Source organism: Hyella patelloides LEGE 07179 (assembly GCF_900659865.1).
GTDB classification, from domain to species: Bacteria; Cyanobacteriota; Cyanobacteriia; order Cyanobacteriales; family Xenococcaceae; genus Hyella; species Hyella patelloides.
In genome coordinates this window covers 1-26,264 of the sequence record NZ_LR213847.1, presented here as the reverse complement: position 1 = coordinate 26,264, position 26,264 = coordinate 1, and the positions used below count along the sequence as shown (strand labels likewise).

The 26,264-nt window shown below is 35.3% G+C and carries 20 protein-coding genes and 1 pseudogene; 16 read left to right on the top strand and 5 right to left on the bottom strand.

Annotated elements, in window-relative coordinates; translation table 11 throughout:
• Positions 1-420, bottom strand: a pseudogene (locus H1P_RS14300) (hypothetical protein); the annotation flags it as partial.
• 149 nt (positions 421-569) lie between these two features.
• Between H1P_RS14300 and H1P_RS39840 the strand changes: the two are divergent.
• From H1P_RS39840 to H1P_RS36075, 4 genes are all read left to right on the top strand, one after another.
• Positions 570-2,177: a cobaltochelatase subunit CobN gene (locus H1P_RS39840; RefSeq protein WP_281291163.1), complete on the top strand. Its 1,608-nt coding sequence runs from the start codon at positions 570-572 to the stop codon at positions 2,175-2,177.
• Positions 2,174-4,351: a cobaltochelatase subunit CobN gene (locus tag H1P_RS39835; protein ID WP_425461534.1), complete on the top strand. Its 2,178-nt coding sequence runs from the start codon at positions 2,174-2,176 to the stop codon at positions 4,349-4,351. The genes H1P_RS39840 and H1P_RS39835 overlap by 4 nt, the downstream gene beginning before the upstream one ends.
• Before the next feature lie 68 nt (positions 4,352-4,419).
• Complete coding sequence (locus H1P_RS14290; RefSeq protein ID WP_144868245.1) at positions 4,420-4,767, top strand: restriction endonuclease subunit S; 348 nt, start codon at positions 4,420-4,422, stop codon at positions 4,765-4,767.
• Positions 4,764-4,919, top strand: a complete 156-nt coding sequence (locus tag H1P_RS36075; RefSeq protein WP_186375965.1) for a hypothetical protein — start codon at positions 4,764-4,766, stop codon at positions 4,917-4,919. Before H1P_RS14290 ends, H1P_RS36075 begins: the two co-directional genes overlap by 4 nt.
• Before the next feature lie 173 nt (positions 4,920-5,092).
• Here H1P_RS36075 and H1P_RS14285 read toward each other — a convergent pair whose 3' ends face one another.
• Positions 5,093-6,196 (bottom strand): S1 RNA-binding domain-containing protein, encoded by a 1,104-nt coding sequence (locus H1P_RS14285; RefSeq protein WP_144868243.1) that lies wholly within the window; start codon positions 6,194-6,196, stop codon positions 5,093-5,095.
• Between the two features lie 201 nt (positions 6,197-6,397).
• Here H1P_RS14285 and H1P_RS14280 point away from each other — a divergent pair, with 201 nt between their 5' ends.
• From H1P_RS14280 to H1P_RS14265, 4 genes are all read left to right on the top strand, one after another.
• Positions 6,398-7,729, top strand: coding sequence for a hypothetical protein (locus H1P_RS14280; RefSeq protein WP_144868241.1), 1,332 nt, complete (start codon positions 6,398-6,400; stop codon positions 7,727-7,729).
• Between the two features lie 518 nt (positions 7,730-8,247).
• Positions 8,248-8,883 carry a transaldolase family protein gene (locus H1P_RS14275; protein WP_144868238.1) on the top strand — a complete coding sequence of 212 codons (636 nt, stop codon included), beginning with the start codon at positions 8,248-8,250 and terminating at the stop codon, positions 8,881-8,883.
• A 69-nt stretch (positions 8,884-8,952) separates the two neighbouring features.
• A complete protein-coding gene (locus tag H1P_RS14270) occupies positions 8,953-9,708 on the top strand; it encodes an NAD(P)H-binding protein (RefSeq protein ID WP_144868236.1) in 756 nt (251 codons plus the stop codon).
• Positions 9,709-9,936: 228 nt separating this feature from the next.
• The gene (locus H1P_RS14265) at positions 9,937-10,614 is read left to right on the top strand and encodes a hypothetical protein (protein WP_144868234.1); all 678 of its coding nucleotides are present in this window, start codon (positions 9,937-9,939) and stop codon (positions 10,612-10,614) included.
• A gap of 12 nt (positions 10,615-10,626) precedes the next feature.
• On the opposite strand, the gene H1P_RS14260 is transcribed toward H1P_RS14265, so the two are convergent.
• Together H1P_RS14260 and H1P_RS14255 are read right to left on the bottom strand one after the other, a co-directional pair.
• On the bottom strand, positions 10,627-11,595 hold the full coding sequence (locus H1P_RS14260; protein WP_144868232.1) for a DMT family transporter: 969 nt from the start codon (positions 11,593-11,595) through the stop codon (positions 10,627-10,629).
• Between the two features lie 157 nt (positions 11,596-11,752).
• Positions 11,753-14,548: a histidine kinase dimerization/phospho-acceptor domain-containing protein gene (locus H1P_RS14255; protein WP_144868230.1), complete on the bottom strand. Its 2,796-nt coding sequence runs from the start codon at positions 14,546-14,548 to the stop codon at positions 11,753-11,755.
• Between the two features lie 313 nt (positions 14,549-14,861).
• Here H1P_RS14255 and H1P_RS14250 point away from each other — a divergent pair, with 313 nt between their 5' ends.
• From H1P_RS14250 to kaiC, 3 genes are all read left to right on the top strand, one after another.
• Positions 14,862-15,770 carry a circadian clock protein KaiA gene (locus H1P_RS14250; protein ID WP_144868228.1) on the top strand — a complete coding sequence of 303 codons (909 nt, stop codon included), beginning with the start codon at positions 14,862-14,864 and terminating at the stop codon, positions 15,768-15,770.
• A 136-nt stretch (positions 15,771-15,906) separates the two neighbouring features.
• Positions 15,907-16,212 carry a circadian clock protein KaiB gene (gene kaiB / locus H1P_RS14245; RefSeq protein WP_144868226.1) on the top strand — a complete coding sequence of 102 codons (306 nt, stop codon included), beginning with the start codon at positions 15,907-15,909 and terminating at the stop codon, positions 16,210-16,212.
• 139 nt (positions 16,213-16,351) lie between these two features.
• Entirely contained in the window at positions 16,352-17,911 is a 1,560-nt protein-coding gene (gene kaiC / locus H1P_RS14240) for a circadian clock protein KaiC (protein ID WP_144868224.1), read from the top strand.
• A gap of 19 nt (positions 17,912-17,930) precedes the next feature.
• Here kaiC and rsmI read toward each other — a convergent pair whose 3' ends face one another.
• A complete protein-coding gene (gene rsmI, locus H1P_RS14235) occupies positions 17,931-18,776 on the bottom strand; it encodes a 16S rRNA (cytidine(1402)-2'-O)-methyltransferase (RefSeq protein WP_144868222.1) in 846 nt (281 codons plus the stop codon).
• 199 nt (positions 18,777-18,975) lie between these two features.
• Between rsmI and H1P_RS14230 the strand changes: the two genes are divergently transcribed.
• The 5 genes from H1P_RS14230 to H1P_RS14210 all read left to right on the top strand — a co-directional run.
• Entirely contained in the window at positions 18,976-19,746 is a 771-nt protein-coding gene (locus tag H1P_RS14230; RefSeq protein ID WP_144868220.1) for a hypothetical protein, read from the top strand.
• A gap of 578 nt (positions 19,747-20,324) precedes the next feature.
• Positions 20,325-21,536, top strand: a complete 1,212-nt coding sequence (locus H1P_RS14225; protein WP_144868218.1) for a response regulator — start codon at positions 20,325-20,327, stop codon at positions 21,534-21,536.
• 729 nt (positions 21,537-22,265) lie between these two features.
• Positions 22,266-22,625, top strand: coding sequence for a response regulator transcription factor (locus H1P_RS14220; RefSeq protein WP_144868216.1), 360 nt, complete (start codon positions 22,266-22,268; stop codon positions 22,623-22,625).
• A gap of 34 nt (positions 22,626-22,659) precedes the next feature.
• Entirely contained in the window at positions 22,660-23,247 is a 588-nt protein-coding gene (locus tag H1P_RS14215; protein ID WP_144868214.1) for a chemotaxis protein CheW, read from the top strand.
• Positions 23,248-23,338: 91 nt separating this feature from the next.
• Positions 23,339-26,264: GAF domain-containing protein (locus tag H1P_RS14210; RefSeq protein WP_144868212.1), on the top strand; the 2,926-nt coding region annotated here is incomplete at its 3' end.

The window sequence follows — 26,264 nt, the reverse complement described above, 5'->3', positions numbered from 1 at the left end:
AAGTTTGTTAATAGTATCTGTATTTAAAGAAAATCTAACCATTCGTGGATTACCCAAATAAAAAGTATAGTATTCATTTAAAGAGTTGGTAGCAGCTATTTTTCGATAAGAAATGTCAGCCCAAGGTATTAATAAAGCAGGCAAAAAAAAGTTAACAGGGAAGAACATACTAGAACTAGAAAGATAAAGTCCATAGTCTAATACTCCGATACCTAATCTATCTAAAGACATAATACCGCTTTTATTTTCTCTGCTGAAAATTATTCTCTGATTTTCTGTAACCAGAAATGTCTTGGGTAAATTATGTTCTGTCTTATATTTTTCTGATAGTTCTTGCCAACCACCACTAGAAGAGATAAACCACGTTACCACAAACATAACAATAATTGCGAAAAGAATATTTTTAATTAGCTCAAACATCTAAATTCCTAATTTTTAAGATTCACCTATCTATGCTTAGACCATCTTCACTGTATAGTCATCGATCTAAATGACAATCGCCTTTACTAGAGAATTCTTTTACAATCAAAGTAAGCCAAGATATGAAGAAACTTTAAGAAGCTGAGAATATGAAACGGATAGTCTTGATTGCGGGGTTTGAATCCTTTAACGCTAACCTATATAGACAAGCTGCGGAGTTAGCAACCTCTCGTTGTAGTGAATTGGAAGTTACTGTATTCAGCGACAGAGACATCACTGCCAATCCTGACACCGTAGCAAATGCATTGGAGAAAGCAGACGTTTTCTTTGCCAGTTTGGTTTTTGACTACGACCAGGTTATCTGGTTGCGGGAGAGGGTACAAGATATTCCTATCCGTTTAGTATTTGAATCTGCATTGGAGTTGATGAGTCTCACTCGGTTGGGTAAGTTTGTCATTGGGGATAAACCCAAAGGAATGCCTAAACCTGTTAAATTTATTCTAAGTAAGTTTACCAATAGCAAAGAAGAAGATAAGCTTGCTGGTTATATTAGCTTTTTAAAGACTGGCCCTAAATTATTAAAGTATATCCCTGCAAAGAAAGTTCAAGACTTGCGTAACTGGTTAATTATTTATGGTTACTGGAATGCAGGAGGTACAGAAAATGTTGCTTCGATGTGTTGGACTATTGCAGAGAGGTATTTAGGCTTAAAGGTAGGAGAAATTGCTGAACCGATTGAAACTCCTAACATAGGTTTATTGCATCCTGACTACAATGGTTATTTTACTTCGCCACAGGATTATTTAGACTGGTATAAAAAACATATTGGTACATATTACCCTACATCTATTAATAAACAAAAATCAGTTATTGGTATTCTCTTATATCGTAAACACGTAATTACCAAACAGCCTTATATCCCTCAATTAATCAAGCACTTTGAAAAAGAAAAATTAATTCCCTTACCTATCTTTATTAACGGTGTAGAAGGTCATGTGGCGGTTAGAGATTGGATGACTACTACCTATGAACAGGAACAAAGAAACCAAGGCAACAAAGAAATCCTTTCTTTAAAAAAAGAAGCTGTAAAAGTTGATGCTATTGTTTCCACAATTGGCTTTCCCTTGGTAGGAGGACCAGCAGGTTCAATGGAAGCAGGAAGGCAAGTAGAAGTAGCTAAACAAATATTGTCTGCTAAAAATGTTCCTTATATAGTATCTGCACCATTATTAATACAAGATATTCATTCTTGGACGAGAAAAGGAATCGGTGGTTTACAAAGCGTAGTTTTATATTCCCTTCCCGAACTCGATGGTGCAATTGACACAGTACCATTAGGAGGCTTAGTAGGCGAAGATATTTATGTCATTCCTGAGAGATTATACAGATTAACAGGAAGACTAAAAAACTGGATTCAACTGCGACAAACAAAACCCGAAGAGAGAAAACTTGCCATCATTTTATATGGCTTTCCTCCTGGTTATGGCGCAACAGGAACAGCAGCCTTACTAAACGTACCCAAAAGCTTACTTAAATTCCTCCAAACATTAAAAGCACAAGGTTATAACGTAGGAGAATTACCAGAAGATGGGGAAGAGATAATTAAAAAAGTAAAAGAAGCTGACGAAGCTACCCCCCTTGCTAAGGGAGGACAGGGGGAATCATTTGTTAACGTAAAAACCCTCGAAAAACAACTAGGTTATCTTCTAACTTCTCGCATTGAAAACAATGGCAGTCTCTCACAGGTACGGGAATAAAAACCTACGGTGATAACTATCAAATTGGAGGCATTCAGTCAGGAAATGTCTGGATAGGTGTGCAGCCACCATTAGGAATTGCTGGCGACCCCATGCGGTTAATGTTTGAAAAAGATTTAACCCCTCATCCCCAATATGCTGCTTATTATAAGTGGCTACAAAATGACTATCAAGCCGATGCTATCGTTCACTTTGGTATGCACGGTACAGTAGAATGGTTGCCTGGTTCTCCTTTAGGAAACACTGGTTATTCTTGGTCGGATATTTTATTAGGAAACCTGCCTAATTTGTATATCTATGCTGCTAATAATCCTTCAGAATCTCTCCTGGCAAAACGTAGAGGTTACGGTACTTTAATTTCTCATAATGTTCCTCCTTATGGTCGTGCGGGACTATATAAAGAATTAATTAGTCTGCGGGAATTAATTGCCGAATATCGCGAAGATACTGAAAAAAATACGGCATTGCGAGACATTATTACCCAGAAAATTATTGATGCTGGTTTAGAAAGAGATTGTAAGTTTACTGAGGGAGAAAAGCAAGGTATTAGCTTTACAGTAGAAAATAGTAAGTTGTTTAGCAAGCAAGTAATTAATAATTATTTTGTAGAAGTATATGAATATCTGCAAATATTAGAACAACGTTTATTTTCTTCTGGTTTACACATTTTAGGGAAAAAACCCGATGCAGAAAATCTTTACGCATATTTAGAAGCCTATCTAGCTGAGTATTGTCCCCCTGAGCCAGTTTTACAAGCCATTTGTCAAGGTAGCGATCGCGAAACGATCCTTTCGATTTATCATGGTTATATGGGTCAGCAGTATGCCAATAGTAAGTATCACATTGCTTCGGATCATATTGAAAAAGCGATCGTAGTAAGAGACTTATTGTTACAAACCACCGATGAAATGACTAATCTACTGCGTGGTTTAAATGGGGAATATATACCCCCTGCGCCTGGTGGTGATTTATTAAGAGATGGTGCGGGAGTGTTGCCTACTGGTCGTAATATTCATGCTTTAGACCCCTATAGAATGCCTTCTCCTGGTGCTTATGAGAGAGGAAGAGAAATTGCCAAAAAAATTATTAGCGAACATCTAGCAGAAAACGATAGTTATCCTGAAACTGTAGCAGTCATGTTATGGGGTTTAGACGCAATTAAAACCAAAGGAGAATCTTTAGGCATTTTATTGGAATTAGTCGGTGCTGAACCAATTAAAGAAGGTACGGGAAGAATTGTTAGATACGAATTAATGTCCTTAGACAAATTAGGACATCCTCGTATAGATGTTTTAGCTAATCTTTCAGGGATTTTTAGAGATACTTTCGTCAATATTATTGAACTATTAGACGATTTATTTCAACGAGCAGCAGAAGCCGAAGAAACACCAGAAAATAACTTTATTCACAAACATTATCTCGCTCTAAAAGAACAAGGAATAGATAATGCTTCAGCTAGATTATTTTCTAACCCTGCTGGAGATTTCGGTTCCCTAGTAAATGACCAAGTAGTTGATAGTAATTGGGAGTCTGGTGACGAATTAGCTAATACTTGGACTAAGCGCAATAGCTTTAGTTACGGTCGAAAAGATAAAGGACAAGCTAGACCAGAAGTACTGCAACAATTACTCAAAACCAGTGACAGAATTGTCCAAGAAATTGACTCAGTAGAATATGGTTTAACTGACATTCAAGAATACTACGGTAATACTGGAGGTTTAAAACTTGCAGCAGAAAAATCAAGCGGGAAAGAAGTAGAAGCCTCTTTTGTAGAGAGCTTTTCTAAAGATACAACGCCCCGCAAATTAAAAGATTTACTCCGCATGGAATACCGCACTAAATTGCTTAATCCTAAATGGGCTGAAGCGATGGCAGATCAAGGAAGCGGTGGCGCATACGAAATATCCCAACGCATGACAGCATTAATCGGTTGGGGTGGTACTGCCAATTTTCAAGATGACTGGGTATACGATCAAGCAGCAGATACCTATATGTTAGATGCCGAGATGGCTAAAAAATTACAAGATGCCAATCCTGAAGCCTTTCGTAATATTGTAGGACGAGCGATCGAAGCACACGGAAGAGGTTTTTGGGATACTGATGATGAGAAGTTAGAGAAGTTAAGAGAATTATATCAGTCTGCTGAAGATGAATTAGAAGGAGTTACTCTCTAAAAAAAAATTTACTTTTATTGAATGCAGAAAGTAGTATGCTGAATTCGCTCACAAAATACATTCAGTAAATGGGTATCCCTTCAGAAATACAATATATTATAGAGAGATTAAATATTGAGTTAGACTATATTCAGGAACAAACACAACATGGACTTGGTATCTTAAAACCATTATTAAATAGATTTCCTAATAATAATCTTTTAGTTCAATTTTATGGGTATCTCAATAACTCATTATTTGTCGTAGATGTTTATAAGCGAAGAATTCAAATTATTATTGAATTACTACAACAAGAAAATTTATCATCAGAGGAAATTCAAGCTACGGGGGAAGAGCTAAGTAATCTACAAGGAAAAACTATAGAATCAAAAATAGGTTTAGAAAATATAATCCAAAGATTAGAAGCATTGTTATGAATAAACTACCAGACGAAAAAGAATTAAAAGCATTAGTCGCAATGGCGAAAGAATTTGAAGCGCAAATAAAGGAACAATCAGAAATAGCTCGTAAAATTGCTGTAGAGTGTGAAGAAGTTCTGAGTAGGAAGCAAAAAGAACAAAAAGCTTGAAAAAATCTGAATGAAAATCGTTTTCTTATTTTGAAATCGCTTGAAGCAAGGCAACGAGGTTTTTGGGATACTGATGATGATAAGTTAGAGAAGTTAAGAGAATTATATCAACCTGCTGAGGCTGAATTAGAAGGAGTTACAGTTTAATGGGCAATGGACAATTATATTAGTAACTATAAGTTATTATTTAAACGATATTTCTCTGCCATTGCTTCAGCATTTTGATATACAAGTATGGGGTCTTTAAACATATCTCCTGGTTGGGATTCTAACTCTTTAGTTGATATGCCAACACGACCTTTTTCTATATCTAAATAAGTAATTATTGCCCTAATCCAACCACGAAGTTGAAAAATTTCTTTTTGACAGATTTGACTTATATTTTCTACAGGAGTTTGAGAAATCATAGAAATATGCAATAAAGCATGAATTCCACAAATATTGATAAATAAACCATATGGCTTAAATGCTACTACTGTTCCATCTACAAGTTGTCCTAATTTTAATGTTCTTATTCTAGCTTTTTGTAACTCAAAAAGTCTTTCTCTTTCTTCTTTTTTTCTGATTCTGGTATCGTATACTTGATATTCAGCATCTATTTGTTGTTTACGTTTCTTATACCAATCAGAATCAATTTCGCCTAGAGCAATATCAACAGGCAAATTTTTGTATAAATCGGCTAAAATACCCACTTTATCGTAGCTAGTTGTAGAAACGAAATATAAAAAGTTTCTCAGATTATATAATTCTTTTTGTTCTAACGTTGTTTCTACTGTATCTATTCCTGCTTCTAAATATTGACCTTTTCCACCACCATACATTGCCAAACGCATTTTCCAATTGGGAACTCGATCTGGCTTTTGAAGTAAACTATCCCAATTTATATTGCTAAGGACGACAAAAGAAGAAGCTGGAATAACATATCTTTCTTTAATAAAATCTGTAATTCCATCATAAAAACATTGAATTAAATCCTCTGCTTTCATCGATTTTTGAAGATAAACAAAAGCCTGTTTTTTATCCCAGTATCTCCATTGCTCGATTGTAAAATCTATCTCTTGATCGCCCTGTTGTCTGGCATTCAAAGTTACACCATAACCTTCTTCATCAATTGCCATCGTTGCAGGTAATTGACAATCGCGAATCATTCCTAACCAGATATATAATTCTTCAAAAGGATCGAATACACATGATGTTTTAATTTCGAGACAAATATTGTCAGTTTCTATTCTGATTAATATTGTTGCAGAAGATTTTTGGATTAAAGTAACGTTCATAGATGAAAGTTTTCGTAATATTATTGTTACACGAGAGATCGCATTACTCAAACAAGATTTTTAGAATGCTGACTGAGAGAAGTTATAAAAGTTAGGAGAGTTAGATCAATTCGCAGAAGATGAATTAGAAGAAGTGATTGATAAACTCGAACAAACGGGAACACTAACAATAGACATCTACAGTAAACTTAGCATTTATCAGTGTTTCGTCTTAATCAAAGAGCATTTAAAATCCTAGCTACGGAAATTGAAAAAGCAGCTAACAAAGATCCTATTGCAGGAGACGTAGCTAAAAAAGTTGCACTCAAAAGATTAGATAAATTACGTTCTCAAAAAGGAAAACCCGTTACTGAAACAGAGTTAAAAGAATTGTTTAAAGACATTCTACCATACTTTAGCGATCGCTCTATTAAACAAGCCATTAAAGTTAATCGCTCTCCTAACAAACTATGGTTGTTACCCACAGTAGGAATGGTTATTGCGGGGCTATCTGGAGTAATTTGGATTATTAATCTACCTTATCCGATGATTCGTCGTCCTGTAGCTCGTACTGCGCCAATTCTACTGTTACCAAGCTATATAAGGATGGATCGTAATTATCGTCAGGCAATTGCCAAAGTAGAACAAGCAGACCAATTAGTTAACAATGCTACCAGTTTGGCAGATTTAAAGTTAGGAGCAGAAAAAGTTGCTCAAGCCCAACAGCATTTAGATAAATTGCCTGTATGGTTTATTGGTTATGAACCGAGAGTATATATGAATTTTTTTCGTGTGGGTTTTTTATTCACTTTAGATGAATTCAAAGCTGCAAGAGCTAATGTTGGTAGAATGGAGGCTACAATTTTCCAAGAAACTAACGCCATGACAAAATTGGAAAGTGCAGAAACATCTATTAAACAAGCAAAACAAGATTATCAACAAGCATTAGACGAGCCTAGTAAACAAAATGCACTCTCTACTTGGCAAAGTGGCATAGATCGATTAACTCAATTACCAACTACAACTCTGGCGAATAAGATAGCACAGACTAAACTCGATGCTTATCGTCGAGATTTTCAAAAAATATCGGGTTTTATTATCGGAAATAACCGCACTAATACTTTAATTGGATCAGCACAAGTCTTTGCCAATAAAGCAATTCTTAGTTGTGAAAGTATGCCTCATTCAGTGGAACAATGGCAACAGTGTGGTAGTTTATGGCAAGAAGCTATTTTGAGATTGGAGAGAATACCATTAGAATATCCTGGTTTTTCAAAAGCGCAAAATTTACTAGCCGATTATAAAACTAATTTAGGAAATATTAAAATTCGTCAACAAAAGGAAGCGGATTCAGTAAGAGCATTTGAATCTGCAAAATCTCAGATTATTAACCTTCCCAAACAAGTAGATAGCAACAACCGAGAACGTGTTATTAGTCAAATACAACAAATTATTTTTCAATTAGAGAAAGTTCAAGCAGATACAACGGTTTACCAAGAAGCTAAAGAATTAATGATTTTGGCAGAGAATAAACTTAAACAAATAGATAGTTAAATTTAAGTTCATTTTCAAGAAAAATATTATTATCTATCTAAATTGACAACTAAGTATGTAGGCATAATTAATTATAAAATCAGGAAAAATCAAGGAGTTAAAAGAGGTAAAGGAGATAAAGAAGGTGACAAACTGTCGCTCTTATATTTAATTCCAACCAGCTATTTATTTATAAGATTTTGGCAATAAGTTACTACGACAATTATTTCTAGGAAAAACATTTTTTAAGTAAAAAATATTATAATTTAGCAAATTGGTTGGTGTTGAGTGATGCCGAGCATTAAATATTAGAAAAAATCATAAAAATTTGATACTCGATAAATTCATAAAAGTAGTAGTAATTGAAAATTAAGCTAGATGTAATATTCATGGTAGGTTAAAAATATTACAACTAAAAAGAGCTATATTGATCGCTAACAACTTAATAGAGGTATCAATGGTAAAAAGCGATCGCATTCTTTCTTTAAAACTAATTAATCTGTTATTTTTTAATCGGTAACAACTACACATATAGAATAATGATTTATCTCGATTCAGCAATTATTGAAGAAGCACAAGCAGCCGTCAAAATGGGATGGATAAAAGGGATTACTACAAATCCTACGTTACTCAAAAAAAGTCTTTTATCTCCTGAAGAAACTTTAACTCAATTAACAGCAATTAGCCCAGGAGAATTGTATTATCAATTGTGTGCCACTGATTTTGATAGTATGGTTGCAGAAGCCAAACAGGCAGTATCAATTATTGGAGAAAAAATAGTTTTAAAAATTCCTGCAACTGATTTAGGATTTCGAGTAACGGCTTATTTATCATCAGAAATTACTTGTTCTGTAACCGCAATTTATAGCCCTGCTCAAGCTGAAATTGCTAAAGAAGCAGGGGCAAAATATGCCATAGCCTATGTCAATCGAGCAACAAGACTACTAGGTGATGGTTTGGCTTTAGTAAGAGAAATGGCTAATATCCTCCAAGGAAGTAATACTGAAATTCTCGCTGCTAGTATTAAATCACCCCAAGAAGCTGCGGATACTTTACAAGCGGGAGCGCATCATCTCACTGTACCGATGACAATTTTACAACAAATGACTACCCATGAATTATCTACAAAAACTGTGGATGAATTCAAAGCTAATGGGATTGGAATTAGTTATTAAAAGCTAAAACACTTTAGCCAGTAAGATTATCTCAAACAAGTTAGCCTAAATAAAGATATCATAATAAAAATTATGTTGAATACAGATTTAATTTTAGTCGCAGGTGCTACTGGTGGAGTAGGACAGTTAGTAGTAGCCAAATTATTAGACAATAATGTCTCGGTGCGTGCTTTAACTAGAGAAAGAGACAAAGCTAGGAAAATGTTTAATGAGCGAGTAGAAATAGTAGTAGGAGACATTCGCTATCCTGATACTTTAGCTTCAGCAACTCAGGATGTAACCCAAATTATTTGCTGTACTGGTACAACGGCGTTTCCTTCTGGTAGATGGGATTTTTCTAACTTATTCCAACCGAAAAATACGCCTCAAGAAGTGGATGGAGAAGGGGTCGAAAATTTAGTTGCTACTGCGCCGAAAAGTCTCAAAAGATTTGTGTTTGTTTCTTCTTGTGGTGTATTACGCAAAGATAGTTTACCATTTAATATTCTTAATACTTTTGGTGTCTTAGATGCTAAATTGCAAGGGGAAAGAGCAATCAAAACGTCTGGTTTACCTTACACTATTATTCGACCTGCACGCTTAATTGATGGCCCTTATACATCCTACGATCTTAATACTTTACTTCAGGCAAAAACCGACGGCAAAAAAGCGGTAGTTATCAGTACGGGAGATACTCTTAATGGAGAAACTAGCCGTATTGATGTCGCAAATGCTTGTGTAGAATGCCTCAATTATGAAAATACTATCAATAAAGCTTTTGAGCTTATTAATTCTGGAGAAAAATCAGTTGAAACAAATTGGGCAAACTTATTTGAGTCAATATAGAATATTTACTATAAACCTAAAGATCGCATTACTTAATTAACTTTCGATCTTTATTTCTTTCTTAAGAGATAAATACAAATAAGAACTATCATTAAATCTCTCAAAACATGAAAAACAGAAAAACTATTAAGGGGTAAAAATCTCAAAACCATAGATTCCTAAAATACCAGCAATAGTTGGCAAAATTGCCCCTAGCTATAATGCAATAGTTTTAAAGAGTTAGACCAAATGACTATTATCCTCACACCAGTATTAGAATTAGAACCTTATACATTTAAAAATCCAGATCGAGAATATCCTCTTTCATACTCTACAGAAATTAACGAACAGTTTTGGCGAGATTGCTTAATAGATTCTGGAATTACGGATTTAGAGCCGTATCAACCTGGATCTTGGTTTGTCCCCTTAGCAAATATTCATAATTTAATTTATTTGAAAACAATCATTAATAAAAAATTTGAAGATAATAGTAGAGAATCAATCGCAGAGATGGATTTTAGTTCTCTTAGTGGTGGCTGTGTTTTTGAGTATCGAGATATTATTATTTTTCCTAATTGTTGTTGCGATTTAGGTGATATTGCTGAATGGGAAGCAGCAACACATTGTAAAAATAAAGAAAAAGAAACATTATGGATTGGTCATCCTTGGCTAAAGTATCGCTCCAAAGAAGATTTGATTGAAATAACTCAAACAGCCGAATCTGGAGAACCTCCACAACCTGAAATTTTTGATATACCAAGAAAAGAGCTAACTATAGCAGTGGAGCAAGCTAAAGAAGAAATGACAGAATTCGCTCTTAAAATTATCCCTATTGCTAGAGAAATCTTACCAAATAACTACAATGAATTGATCGCTCGGCTTGTATGGGGTAATTGTAATTATCAAGAGAAAAGCGATCGCCATTAATTAAATTATAATTTAAATTATCTCACTCTCATTAACAATTTTACCTAATTTTTCCCGCATATTGATTAAATAAATACTAATCAAAGTTAGACATACTCCTGCAAGTTGTAGGGAGCTTAAAACCTCCGCTAAAATTAAATTTCCAAACAATAAAGCAAACACAGGAGTTAAAAAAGTCAAAGCACTTAAGCTAGTAAGATTACCCTTAGAAGCCAAGTAAAAAAAGATACCATAAGCGATCGCACTACCTAAAATTGTAGCATAAGCTAGCGCAAACCAATCAGAAGCAGTAATATCGATCCACTGCCGAGATTCTTGCCAAGCAGATAGTGAAAATAAGGGAATTCCGCCGATAATCATGTGCCAACCAGTAGCTACTACAGGATCGCAATGTTGGCACACATAGCGAATTAAAATTGTACCTACCGCCATTGAAAGAGCAGCTAGTAACATTAACCATTCTCCGTTATCTAGCAAGCCCAACAAGTCGAAATTAATAACGGTAAAATCTCCTTGTAAAATACCATAAATCCAATGGTCGGGGATGCCAATTAAAGTAATGCCTAAAATCCCAATAATTAAACCCAAAAAGCCAAAAAGACCAATAACTTCCCCAAATAACCAACTGGATAGTAAAGCTACTGCTAAAGGCTGAGAATCAATCATTACCGAGCCTAAACCTGCATTGGTACGGACTAAACCTGTTGCTAAAAAGCCTTGAAATAGTGTGCCATCTATGACAGCAAAAAGGGTAATCCACAACCATGCTTTTACTGTCTTGGGTTGAGGACGTTTTAAAATAGCAGCAACAATTAAAATCAAAATTCCTGCGGGAAACAAACGCAAACCCGCCATAAAAAAGGGAGTGGTATGAGAAATTACTCCTTTCATTGCTACCATCGCAGTCCCCCAAAGAAAAAATGGTGCAATATATAACAAGGGGGTTTTAGAGTTTACAGTCTTTTTTAAAGTAGATTCCATAAAGTTAGCAGTCTAATCAGTCTTAGTTAACTTTTAATTTATTTAAACTTGTAGTTTTGTTAACTTAGCACTTTTTTCACGACTGATGACCAATGATTGACCAACGGTGACTGGTTAATCGGGGAGATAGGAGAAATAATGAGCTAGTAGCAATCATTTAGCCAAAGCCTGCTGCAATTTGAATTACTTGAGTTAGTTGCTGTATACTACGCTCTTTTGCAGGTAGTAAGCAGGGAAATACTACTAGATTGGCAATTTTATTAGCTGCTGCGGTAGTTTTAGCATCCAAGGTAATCACAGGTATGCTAGCTAAAATATCTGATTCTGCAAAAGACTCTAAATAAGTTTCAGGAGACTTTAAAGTAACTCCATCCCAAATAATGGCATCAATATCCCAAATTCCCGCCAATAGATGAGCTTGTTCCAGGCTATCTGCTTCTATGATGTGATGGGACAGACTAAAGGAAGGATTCTCAAATACAAAGTCTAAAGCTAAATTTTCTTTTTGTTGACTAATTTCTTCTTGTAGAGAGAGACGCAAAACTGTCAAATTTTGCGCCAAAATTGATTGGCGAGACACTATAGGAGTGAAAAATTGTGTGAGGGTAGCTTTACTAATGGGAAAGCTAAGAATCTCATCTACTAAGTTATTGAAAGAATTTTGCCTAGAAAAGGTGCTATTAATAATTAGAAGAGGAATATTACAAGTTGTCGGATCGGTTTTAAGAGTTGCAACAATGTTATTTGGTTCGCTAGTTTCTAGAAAAGAAGAGTTTAAGAGTATTTTGTAAGGTTTTAAACAACGAGCCTTGTAAAGAGCTTCCGTAGTATTTCTAGCGATCGCACAATGGTAACCTAAGATTTTTAGTTTATCACTTAAATCGATAATTCGTTTCGATGCTGTTTCTACAATTAATACTAAGGTATGGTTAAGCTTGGTATCAGAACAATTAATATGCTCGTCTAAAATTTCAGTTTGAGACTTAAAATTATCAGGTTTTAAAGGAAGTAATAAGGTAAACTCACTACCATAATTGCTTTGAGAAATAATAGATATATCTCCTCCATGAGCTTGTGCCAACTGTTGAGCTAGAATTAGTCCTAATCCTTGATTTTTTTCTTCAGAAGTTAATAAATTAGTATACTGAGAAAATTCTCTGGTCAGAAAATTCTGCTGTGCTTCAGAAAGCCCTCCCCCTTCATTCCAAATGGTAATTGCTAACCAATTTGACCAACATTCTGCGGTAACACCAAATAATTCTTCAGAAGATACTAACTGTAAAGCATTTTCTAAAAGGCGAGTTATAATCTGGCAAAAGTAAGCTTTGTCGGCGATCGCATATTGAGCATTTGGGGCGATATCTAATTGTAATTCAGCAAAAATAGGAACATCATGCTGTTTAACTGTTGCAACTGTTTTAAGTTTTTTAGTTACCCGATCGTAAAGTTGCTTACAGGTATTTTTGATTTCTATAGATTCAAAATTAAATTGTAGTTTTTTCGTGGCTAAGTGAGTAATATCTAGAAAATCATTAATCAGACTAATTAGTCTTTTTCCACTATGGTGAATCATTTTTGTGTAGCGAATTTGACTGTTATTGAGAGTTCCTAATTTTTCTTCTTTTAATAAACTCGATAAGCCAATAATTGCGGTTAATGGAGACTTGATGTCGTGACTGATATTGAGAATGAATTCGTCTTGTAGTTGTTTTAACTTAAACTGTCGTTGCTGCCAAGATTCATCAACCAAACTGTGCTGTAAGGGAATTTTAGTCGCAAAGATTAACCAATAGTTAGGAGAGTCTGTAATGGTAATCGAATTAAAGTTAATCTCTAAAGGTAGCCGATAGTAATACCAAGAATCTAGTTTTGTTTCTGATTTTGCTGTCTCTTTATAATCTGAGATCGTGGTTGTTAATAATTTTTTTTCTGCTGTAAAATTCGGGACATTTGCATCTAAGTGATTGATTTGTCGCTGCAATTCACTCTTAGAAGAAGGAGCGACAGAAAAATTACTCGCTGTCGCGCAATGATAGTTATCATAATTGGATTCCGCCTCTGAAGATACTTGTTTTCTATCAGAAGTCAGCCAGTTAGTACTGGTTTTATTTTTAGCTGAAGATTCTAATAACTCCTGATTCCAGTAATCATTTTGATAGCAAACTTCTCCTCGAATATTTTTGACTATCAAAGGTAAAGAAATCTGGGTTAGTAAAGAGTAAAAAACACTATTAATTTCTCTAAACTCTCTCTGTTTTTTTAGTTCAATTGTCGGCTCTTCCTCAACTACTTTTTCTGAGGATTTCTCTTTTAAAGAAACACCAGTTTGCAGAGAATCAAAGTTAGCTATTATCTCTTGCTCTAAAGCACAATCAACCCCAGAAGCAGAATGTTTTTTAGCTGTTAAATGCGCTTTTGCTTGTTGATTTAAAACTTGATTGCACCATAGAGTTTGCAGTACTTTAGATAAATCTAAAATACCCAACAATTTTCCTGCTTCATCAACAACAAAATAATTTTGCTTGTGTTCTTGCTTACGCAAATAATAACGAGCTAAAAAATCTTCCACCTTCATTTGAGATGGCAAAGATGCTAAGGGTAAAATTGCTTCTTGCCAAAAATCTTTGTCAGAGATTACTCCGCCGTACAAGCGGTGCGACCCTGGCGAGGTTGCCTCGCCCAAGGAACGCGCACCAAGACACGACGGAGCCTGCTCTGACCGTTGGTCAATATTTTGTGACACATTTTTACTGTTTGATAATCTTTGTGTCATTAACCCCAGTAAATAATGATTTTGAATTACTCCTTGGGGTGTTTCATGATGGTCGATAATCGCTACCATTCCCAGAGGACTATCGTAGAGCGTAGAAATCCAATGGTTCAGCTGAGAATTCTTGTAGCAAGCAGGAATCTGTAAGACAAATTCTTTGAGAGTAGTTTTTAAATTAACCATGAACTTCAAACGAGTTCCTGAGTGAGGGCGAGTTGAAACGCCTAGTGGTAAGGTGGTTGAGCTCAACAATAAAATAAGAGCAAGGGCAAGATTTTATTCCGATCCCAATTTCCACCCACGAATTAGCTCAACAAATGCTTGTTAGAGTTACGTCATATTCTAATTATTACGTTTATACACCCTTTCTGGGAACATCTTTCTTACAATTAATTACAAATCTCTATACTGGCGAAATAAATGTTAAGTTTTTATAAGAAGTAACAGTCAATCTTCTGCGGGAGGACAAAAAAACTTTATTTTGGTCTTTAATTTAATGTCAAGCAATCAAGACTTAACTCAAAATAGCGATCGCAAAATTTCGATAAAGCTTCACATTTGTCTTTTTTCAGAAGACAAAGAACTTGTTCATTCAGCACAAAAATTACTAAATAAGGATATTTATCACCTGAGTTTAGTTTCTCACCAAGAATCTTTAGTTGAGCTAATCGAAAATCAACGAGAGAAGATAGATTGCTTGCTGGTGAGCAATGATAATGTGAGTCGTCAGCTATTATCACAACTAGGACAATTAGGTCTTTTGTTTCCCGCAGTAATCGCCTATTCTGAGGATGACTTTTCCCAAGAGCAGATAACTCTTTATCACCCAGCAGAAGTCAAATTTAGTCTTGTTTCTGCCGAAAAAATTGACACTCAAATTAATCTTGCTTTAACTAATTTTCTCAATCTTTCTCCCCATGCTCCTTTAAAAGAACATCTTCCTCAAAATACCCAGGAACGAACAGAATCCCATAATTTATTGGCTTTGCAGCAACATAGATTAGCCGAAAAGCTTCAAGAAAGATTAGGATACTTAGGAGTGTACTATAAACGAAATTCCCAAGATTTTTATCAAAATCTCACAAAATCTCAACAAAAGCAATTACATCAGCAATTAGCAACAGATTATCGTAAGATAATTCTCAGTTACTTTGAAGATGAATCAAATATCAACCAAATCATCGATCGCTTTGTTAATCAAGCCTTTTTTGCCGATATTTCAGTGTCACAAATTCTCGAAATTCATATGGAATTAATGGATGAATTTGCACAGCAATTAAAGTTAGAAGGGAGAAGTGAAGATATATTATTAGATTATCGTTTGGCAGTAATCGATATTGTTGCTCACCTCTGTGAAATGTATCGTCGTTCTATTCCCAGAGAAGACGTATCTTTAGATATTTGATTTGAAGTTGATTAAATAAAATTAAATTGAGCATGAGTCATGTTGAAAATGATTGAAATTATCAACTTAAATACTGAGATTATATTAATTAAACTATTTTGAGATTTATTAATTAAAAAAATATTTAAAATTGGTTATGAATAAATTCAGAAAAACTTATGTTTTGAAGCTGTATGTTGCGGGAAATACCCCTAATTCAGTGATTGCGTTAAAAACCCTCAAAAATATTTTAGAAAAGGATTTTCAAGGAGTTTATGCTTTAAAAGTAATTGATGTCCTCAAAAACCCCCAACTAGCAGAAGAAGACAAAATTTTAGCAACTCCTACTTTGTCAAAAGTATTACCCCCTCCAGTACGTAAAATTATTGGCAATCTTTCCGATCGAGAAAAAGTTTTAATAGGGTTAGACTTACTCTACGAAGAAATTCGCGATCGCTCATAAAAATTGTAGTCAACTTTAATACTTAATAAAAGTTGCAGTCAACCCGCACTTTTAACAGCACAATCTGTTATTGTTGGCTTAAAGAATAACTTTATAAAAAACCATTTTCATAAAATATTAGTTATTTCTCTGAGTGCAGATGAGTCAAAAAAATCCCGATCTAATTCCCACTAACGAAATATTAACCAAAGGTGTTCAAAAAATTCGCACTGCTATAGAGGGTTTGGACGAAATTACCCATGGTGGTTTACCTATTGGTAGAACTACTTTAGTTAGTGGAACATCTGGAACTGGTAAAACGTTATTAGCAGTTCAATTCCTTTATCATGGGATTAAGTATTTTGATTATCCAGGGGTTTTTATCACCTTTGAAGAGTCTCCCCAAGACATCATCAAAAACGCCTGTAGTTTTGGCTGGGATTTAGAGAGCTTGGTAGAGCAAGGCAAAATTTTTATTCTTGATGCTTCTCCCGATCCTGAAGGACAAGAAGTAGTAGGTAATTTCGACTTTTCCGCACTTATCGAGCGCATTCAGTATGCGATTAAGAAATATAAAGCAAAGCTAGTATCTATTGACTCCGTTACCGCCGTTTTTCAACAGTATGATGCAGCTTCCGTTGTCAGAAGAGAAATTTTTCGTTTAGTAGCTCGCCTCAAACAGTTAAACGTCACCTCTATTATGACCACAGAGAGAGTAGACGAATATGGTGCTATTGCTCGCTTTGGTGTAGAAGAATTTGTCTCAGATAACGTAATTATTGTTCGTAACGTCTTGGAAGGAGAACGTCGTCGTCGTACTGTTGAGATTTTAAAACTAAGAGGAACAACCCATATGAAAGGAGAATATCCTTTCACTATGACTAACGATGGGATCAATATCTTCCCCTTGGGCGCAATGCGGTTGACTCAACGCTCTTCTAACGTTCGTATTTCTTCTGGAGTGAAAACTCTCGATCAACTATGTGGAGGTGGTTTCTTCAAAGACTCAATTATCTTAACCACTGGCGCGACAGGAACAGGGAAAACCCTTTTAGTCAGTAAATTTATTGAGGAAGGCTGTCGTCAAGGAGAAAGAGCAATTTTATTTGCTTACGAAGAATCCAGAGCGCAATTGTCTCGTAATGCTTCTTCTTGGGGAATTAACTTTGAAGAGATGGAGCAAAAAGGACTATTAAAACTTCTCTGTGCCTATCCTGAATCTTCTGGTTTAGAAGATCACTTGCAGACTATCAAATCAGAAATTGCCAAATTCAAGCCTTCTCGTATCGCTATCGACTCATTATCTGCTTTAGCTAGAGGTGTTACTAATAACGCTTTCCGTCAGTTTGTTATTGGTGTTACGGGTTATGCTAAACAGGAAGAAATTACAGGTTTCTTTACCAATACAACCGATCAGTTTATGGGTTCTAACTCCATTACTGAATCCCATATTTCGACGATCACAGATACCATTATTCTCTTACAGTACGTAGAAATTCGCGGGGAGATGTCTAGAGCAATTAACGTCTTTAAAATGCGTGGTTCTTGGCATGATAAAGGTATTAGAGAGTATTCCATTAACTCTGATGGTGCTAATATCAAGACCTCCTTCCGTAACTACGAAGGTATTATTAGTGGCTCACCTTCCCGTATTGCAGTGGATGAGAAAAGCGAACTCTCTCGTATTGTGCGAGGAATGAAAGAGAAAGATGAAGAATAAATAACCAATAACCACCTTGTTATTGCAGACTCAACTGATAAATTTCTTGGCGAGAAAGATTCGTTAACTTAGCTAAATGACGACTGGCTTGCGATCGCGTCATGCCTTGCTGTAATAATTGCTGAAGTTCTTTTTTGACTTCACTCTCTGAAAGTAAAATTTCTGGAGCTTTTTCCGCACCCGCAACTATTAAGGTAAACTCTCCTTTTGGTTTGCGTTCTTCCTGATATAAAGCGATCGCTGATGCCAGATCGCCCCGCCAAAATTCTTCGTGAATTTTGGTGATTTCTCTTGCTAAGACGACTTTTCTGGTTTCACCCAAAGCTGTAGCTAAATCTTTTAAAGTCGTAACCAAGCGATGGGGTGCTTCATAAAAAATCATAGTTTTAGTTTCTTGGGCAATTTCTTTTAGGCGATCGCTTCTTACTTGACCCTTAACAGGAACAAACCCTTCAAACACAAAACGTTCCGTTATTAAACCAGAAACCGCTAATGCAGTAATACCCGCACTGACACCAGGAATCGGAATTACCGCAATCGAACAGGCGATCGCTTCTTTGACTAGTAGATAACCAGGATCGGAAATACTGGGCATTCCTGCGTCACTAACCAAAGCAATATTAATTCCTTGCTGGAGCTTTACTATCAATTCTTTTGTGCGATAACCTTGATTATGTTTGTAGTAGCTAATTTGCGGAGTAGTAATTTGAAAATGATGTAATAACTTTCCTGTATGACGGGTATCTTCTGCTGCAATCAGATCGACTTCTTGGAGTATACGAACTCCACGCAAAGACATATCTTGAAGATTGCCAATAGGTGTTCCCACTAAATATAGAGTTCCCAATGCTAAAATTTGTGTCATAACAACTTCATCTCAAGTTTGAGAGTCTTTATGTGTCTGGGGTTTCACTTTCGATTCTACTCATCTACTGATAATGCGAATATCTATTTTTTCCCGATCTCAGAGTAATAATATTCAACAAAGTAGATAATAAACTAAGATACATAACTAAGATTACATAACCTTAAGTAAATTCCACAATTGATTTTTCTCTCCATACATGAACGCTCATAGCAAACTAATAGAAAAGCTAGTCATTCTCGAACTAAAATTATTTACTGGTACTACAACAATTATCACACCAGATAACAAACAGTGGATAATCTACCTTTATCAAGGAATGTTGTTATGGGCAGAAGGAGGTTCTCATGTTTATCGTTTCTGGCAAAGACATCTCAACTATATTTGTCCTCAAGCAAATATTACACTATTTGAAAAAGAAAGAATAAAAACTAACAGCAGTACTGATTACTATTTTATTAATACTTTACTAAAAGAAAAATTAGCTAGTAGAAAAGAAACAAAATATTTAATTGAACAAAGACTAGAGAATGTGTTATTTGATATTTTTCAAGCAGAACACAGACAAAAATTAAAAATCAATAGTCAGCCAAAATCTGCTTACAGTTTACTCAAAAAAAATTTAAATCTTACTTTAACCCCGATCGCTACCTATCAATTATCATCAAAAGCTTACGACAAGTGGTCTATCTGGGCAGGAAAAGGGCTAACTTCTTGTTCTCCTAACTTAGCCCCTCTGCTAAAAAAAGAAAATCAAATAAGCCAGCAGATATCACCAATAATGCTGCAAAATATGAAACGAATGCTTAACGGGAAAAATACTATCAGAGACTTAGCATTACAAATGGATAAAGATTTTTTTGATGTAACTTGTGCTTTAGTTCCCTATTTTTTTAAGGGATATGTGAAATTTTTAGAAATCCCCGACTTACCAGCAGTTAACTTACCTTTGATGTTATCAAGGAATTAGATTTTTTGCAGGAGTTGGAAGTTAGGTAAATGGGCAAAGGAGCGATTTTAATTCCGTTTCCCTGGTATTTTCAAGAAATTAGTAGATTGTTTTTCCTCACTAAACTAATCTTGATGAGGCTTATACAAGAGTTTAGGGTGTAGGGAATTGGTGCAGTCTAGAAATTATAAACTTGCCTACTTTAAAAAAGTATCTTCTCTCATCTGATTTAGGATTGCTATTTAATCAGATAGAAACCTGTTTAGAGCTTAACTTTATAAAATAAGCAAAAATACTGAAATCAAAAACGCTATTTTGCTCAAATAAAAAAGAGCGATCTCTAAAATAGAAAATACTTACCAATATTTACTTAAAAAATAAATTAATATTTTTTATTTCAGAAAAAATACGCCTAGTATTTATACGAAAAATCGGTTATTTTACTAATTTATAATGATATTTACAGATCGGAAAAAAACAGAATATCTATGCCATAATTAAAAAAAGTTAAAATCAAATTCCAAGAAATTTGTTCTATATCGATCCATTTAAAGGGTAATTAGTATCTGTTATATATCTTCAGAAAGTACAATTAAATTATGGGTAACAAATATAATAGTCGGCTATCAAATCAATTAATTTTTCTGAAACAAAAGCAATTTACGGGTAAAGTAAATGTCAAAGATAGTTCAAAAATTGAATGGGCATTATATCTGTGTTTAGGACGCTTAGTATGGGCTGAAGGTGGTATGCATCCTCATCGTGCTTGGAAAAGATTATTAGATAAGTATTGTCCTCAAGTCAATGAAGATAATCTCCAACTAGACAAAACCCAGGAATTTGAATGTGGCGACTACTATGTTTTAACTGTACTCTTACAAAAAAAATTCATTAATAGAGAGCAGGCAACAGAATTTATCAAGATAAGAGCTAATGAAGCAATGTTTGATATGTTGCAAAGTGAGGCGAAAAATCCTCTAACTATTACCCCAAAAACCGCTTCTAATTCTTCTTTTCTGACTTCTGGTTTACAGATGTCTATATCTTTAGTTAACGTAGAAGATGTAATTGTCGAAGCAGAACAAGCATGGATAATTTGGCGAGAAAAAGGACTTCAGCGATTTTCTCCCAATTTAGCACCTCAAATGAAACAGCAAGAAAGATTACGAGAGGAAGTATCGGGAATTGTCTTTCAAAACTTTTTGCGACTGTTAGACGGACAACGTAGCCTGAGAGATTTAGCTTATCGCATGAATAAAGATGTCAGAAGACTAGCATCGTCTTTAATGCCTTATATCCAGCAAGAATTATTAGAATTAGCTAAAATTGACGATATTAAACTGTCTTATATTGAAACTAACAGTTCTACTACGAAAAAGCGTCAAGAACAAATTAACAAGCCTTTAATTGTCTGTATTGATGATAGTCCGCAAATTTGTAACGTGATGGAACAAATTATTACTAAAGCAGGATATCGTTTTATTGGAGTTAAACAGGCTCTACAAGCTGTCCCTACTTTAATTTCCGCTAAACCCAATTTAGTATTTCTTGATATTGGAATGCCGATTGTTAATGGTTATGAAATTTGCTCGCAAATTAGACGAGTTTCCCAAATTAAACATATTCCAGTAGTAATCTTAACGGGAAATGATGGCATTGTAGATCGAGTTCGTTCTAAAGTAGTAGGGGCAAATGCTTTTGTTTCAAAACCTATTGAGATAGAAAAAATTATCCAAGCAATTGAAGATAATATTATGTCAAATTCTCAAGCAGGAGAATCTACTCAAAATATGGTAACAAATCCTGCTTAATTAATTATTTAGCTCTTTGCTAATTGCACACAGTTTTGGATAAAACGCAGTCGAACAATGAACAATAGTTATTAACTTCCAACCTCAAATTAAATTGAGCATAATCCCTAAATTAATTTATAGATTATGCTTATTTGGTTATCCCCAAGGGACGAAAAAGATGGTTGCTAATTGCTGATAAACAGTTATTATAGTAATTTCAAATAGAAACCACAAGTTACTCAGTACTACTTTTTATTCTTTATGCGAAGCGGTATCCGTGATAGGCATCCTTCATCCTTTTACCAATGTTTAACAACGTAAGGAAATTAATTGGAACGACTATAATCAGATTGACCAACGCTCATGTGCTGTTTCCTTAGTAAAAAGGCAGAGTATTCTGTAACCGATTACTTTTTATTTTATAAAATTAACTATTAAAAAAATAAATTTTGCCGAGATCGTCCTAAATTCAAAAATGTTTACGACAGATAAAATTAAAGTGAGATAGGGTCGAGCCAGGTTTCTCCTGATTCTGTATCTGTTACATTCTTTTTTTTAATTAATATTAGGATTCAGGTCACAACACCCAATAACTCCATCTATAAAGTATTTTACTACTTTGAAAAATTAGTATTAATTGTGTGCTGATATATTTTTAATTTTTATGAACATTGGTGTTAGTTAAGCTCATTTTTTGGGAACTCTTTAATTAGATAAATATCATTCTTGCCCTGGAGCAGTTTGTTTATGAGTAAAGTATTAGTTGTTGATGATAGCCTGACGGATAGAAGAGTCTTAAGCACCTATCTGACAGAAGCTGGTATGAGTGTGTTAGATGTCGAAAGTGCCGAAGAAGCAATGGAAAAATTGGGTGACTATCAACCTAATCTGATTGTTTTAGATGTCGTCATGGGCGGAAAAAGCGGGTTTGAAATGTGCCGTACTCTCAAAGCAGATGCTAGTACAAAACCAATTCCTGTTATTTTGTGTTCCTCTAAATCCACAGAAGCAGACAAAATGTGGGGAGATGTTGTAGGCGCAGATGCTTACATCGCAAAACCTGTTAATCGAGATGAATTACTCGATAAAATACAAAAACTAATTTAATTAAAATTAATAGTACGGTAGCCATCAGGTAACTATGTTAAGTATTTCTCCGTCTGATTCTCTATCTCTTAGTCTCAATTCTAAAAACAATGGTCAAACTAAATCTCAGCAAATTCGGAAGTTCTTGCGTTTCTACTTAGGTAGCGGAGAACGCCCAAACTCTTCTATGACCAATAGCGATTTAGCTTTACTAGAAGCGGAAATCGTCACCGAAGTCATTACTATTTCGCCCAAAGAATTATTACCAGTTCCCCAAATGCCTTACTGTGTATTAGGTATTTACAGTTGGCGTAGTGAAATGTTGTGGGTAGTCGATGTCGAAAATCTGATGGGCTATCCTCCTTCTTTGAGTGAAGATGCAGACGAGGATGAGACTATTTTGGTTATGGTAGTTCAAGTTCAAGGGCAATCTATGGGCTTAGTCGTATCCCACATTGATAGTATTATCGAGCAGAATTTAGAGAGCTTTAAATCTTCTTCTTCGGAAATCTTTTCAGAAGATATTATGCCTTTTCTATATGGCTATTTTACCGATGAGAACAATAATATCATTATGTTAATAGATGCAGAAGAGATTTTTCACTTTTTCTCAATCAATCCCAGCTTTAGTAACTATAAATAGCCTTGAAAAAACAAAATAAAAAAACTTTTATGGCTAGATTTTTATTTTGATAGCTAAAAGTTAACCGTAATTTATTGGTAATGTAACTATTATGAATTTATCAACTATCTCTGAAGAACAAAATCCCCTTACTACTGAAAACGGTTCTTCACCAATAGAGTCTACTGCTGCAAATAAAACAGATATCGTCCAAAAAATTAAAACTAATCTTTTTCGCCAGGAACGCGATCGCTTGTGGAAAGTTGTCAAACAAATTCGTCAAGCAACTGAATTAAATGAATTTTTACAGCATACAGCTACGGTAATTCAAAAAGAATTAAAAGCGGATCGCGTTGCTATTTATCGTTTTGAGGACGAGAATCAAGGTCTAGTTGTTGCCGAGGCTTTAGTTTCAGGTTGGACTCCTGCTTTAGATACCGTAATCCCTTGTCTTAGTTTTGGCGGACAGAAAGCATTAGACTACCAGTCTCAAGACTTTGTGGCGATTAATAATGTCCAAGCCAGTCAACTTACTCCTCATCAAAAACAGTTACTTGAAGGACTTCAAGCGCAAGCATCTTTAGCTCTACCAATAATGCTTGATGGCTATCAAACTAGCGGTTATGGTTTAAACGAAGTTTGGGGATTATTAATTGTTCAGCAATGCAGTCAACCCCGTCAGTGGCAAGAAGATGAAATCAATCTGCTCTATCAATTAACTATCGAACTAACCCGCGTTTTACAGCCACCTCTACCCCGTTTACAATCAGGAAAACAGCAAGACTTGGTTACTGTTATTGAACGCGAAATGCAGCAGTCAATGCAGAAAATGCTCAACCAAATTCGTCAGTCTCTCACAGCAGATCGAGTATTAATTTATGGTTTTAATCCCGATGGAAGTGGAGAAGTCTTAGCCGAGTCTTTAGATTCTAAATGGACTAAAGCTGGTAATTCTTTTGATAACGATTGTTTTGTCACCGCAGAAAATTGTCAGTCCCAGTATGTTGTTAACGATATCTACTCCAAAGGGTTTGCTCCTTGTCTAATTGAAGAATTAGAAGCAATGGAAGCAAAAGCCTATATTGCCATTCCCGTGAAATCTGGCGATCGCTTATTGGGAATGCTCGTAGTTTATCAAAACTCTAGTACTCGTAATTGGCAAGAGTCGGAAGTTGAGTTAATGATTAATTATGCAGCTAAATTTAACTCTCCTCTGGAACAAACCAGTTTCATTCGTACCGCAAAATTCCAAGCCAAACAGCTAGAAAAAACTTCCGATAGCGATTTTCTAACTTCTATTAACCAAGAAGCCCAGCAGTCGATGCAAAGCTGGCTGGACAAAATCCGTCAGTCGATGAAATTAGACAGAACTGTAGTTTATGGCTTTAACCCAGACTGGAGTGGTGAAGTTCTCGCAGAATCCTATAGCTCTAATTGGAATCCCACAGGTTCGGTATTAGATAAAGATTTTCACTTTTTAGGTGGTGAATTTGAACCTTGCTACATTGCCAATGACTTACAAAACAAAGGATTAGCCCGTGCTGTTCTAGAGAAATTCGAGCAAATGCAAGCTAGAGCTTACATTGTTGTACCAATTCACGTTAATAATCAGCTTCTTGGAGTATTAGGAGTTTATCAAAATTCTAGTCCTCGTAATTGGCAAGAGTTGGAAGTTATGCAGGTAAAAGAATATGCTAATCGCTTTATTGAGCCTCTTCAACAGACTTCTTATTGGCGACACTCCCAATTCCAAAGTAAGCAAATGAAACAAGCTTTCAAGCGGGAGAAAAGTCTGTCACAAATTTTAGAAAAAGTACGCTTGTCTAAAGATGAACAGGCAGTATTTCAAATGACTACTAATGAAGGTAGAAAAATTCTCGATGTAGATCGTGTGGCTATTTATCGCTTTAATCCAGATTGGAGTGGTAATTTTATTGCCGAATCTGCTGCCCCTGGATGGTCAAATCTGACTGAAATTATTCCTTTTATTGAAGACACCTTTTTACAAAACACCAAAGGCGGACGTTATAAAAATGGCGAAAGCTTTAGCGTAGAAGATATTTATCTTGCCGATCATAAACAATGCCATATCGAACTGTTAGAGCAGATGGAAGCGCGGGCTTATGTGCTTGCTCCTATTTTTCTTGCTGACAGTAGTATGTTTGGTAGTAAAAAGCTTTGGGGCTTAATTGGTATTTATCAAAATACTGGCGCACGTCGCTGGCAAACTTATGAAGTAGATGCTGTCAGACAGCTTGGTTTACAAGTTGGGATTGCTTTACAACAGATTAATTACATCAATAGATTAGAGAAACAGGCTCAACAGGACAAAGCCAGTAACAGAATTATTGAAAAGATTCGTCAAGCAGAAAATATTGACGAAATTTTTAAAGTTGCTACCAGCGAAGTACGTCAATCATATAAAGCTGACCGCACCGTAGTTTATCAGTTTAATCCCGACTGGAGTGGACAAGTAGTTGCGGAATCTGTAGCTAGTGGTTGGGTTTCGCTGCTAGTAGAACAAACTAATGATGAGATGCTCAGTGGCAACCGTACCAGTAGCGATCGCTGTGTTCTGAGAAAGTGGTCGGTGGATGATATTACCGAGACAGATACTTATTTTGAAAGAACTAGAGGTGGTAAGTACACTGGTGAGCGAGGTAAAAAATTTACTGCCATCAATGATATTTACACTCAGAAATTTCCCGACTGCTATATTGCCTCCCTAGAAAAGTATGAAGCTAGGGCTTATATTATCACACCTATTTTCCAAGACAAAAAACTTTGGGGTCTGTTGGGAGTCTATCAAAACTCTGGTCCTCGCAATTGGGAACAGTCAGAAACCAAGCAGATGGTGCAAATTGCCAATCAGTTAGCGGTTGCTATTCAACAAGCCAACTATGTCGAGAAACTGCAACAGCAAACAGAGCAACTAGAACAAACTATTAAGAGGGAAAGGGCTGCTAAAGAAGAATTACAAAAACAAGCGGTAGAAATGTTACGTACTGTTAGACCAGCTTTTAGCGGTGATTTAACTG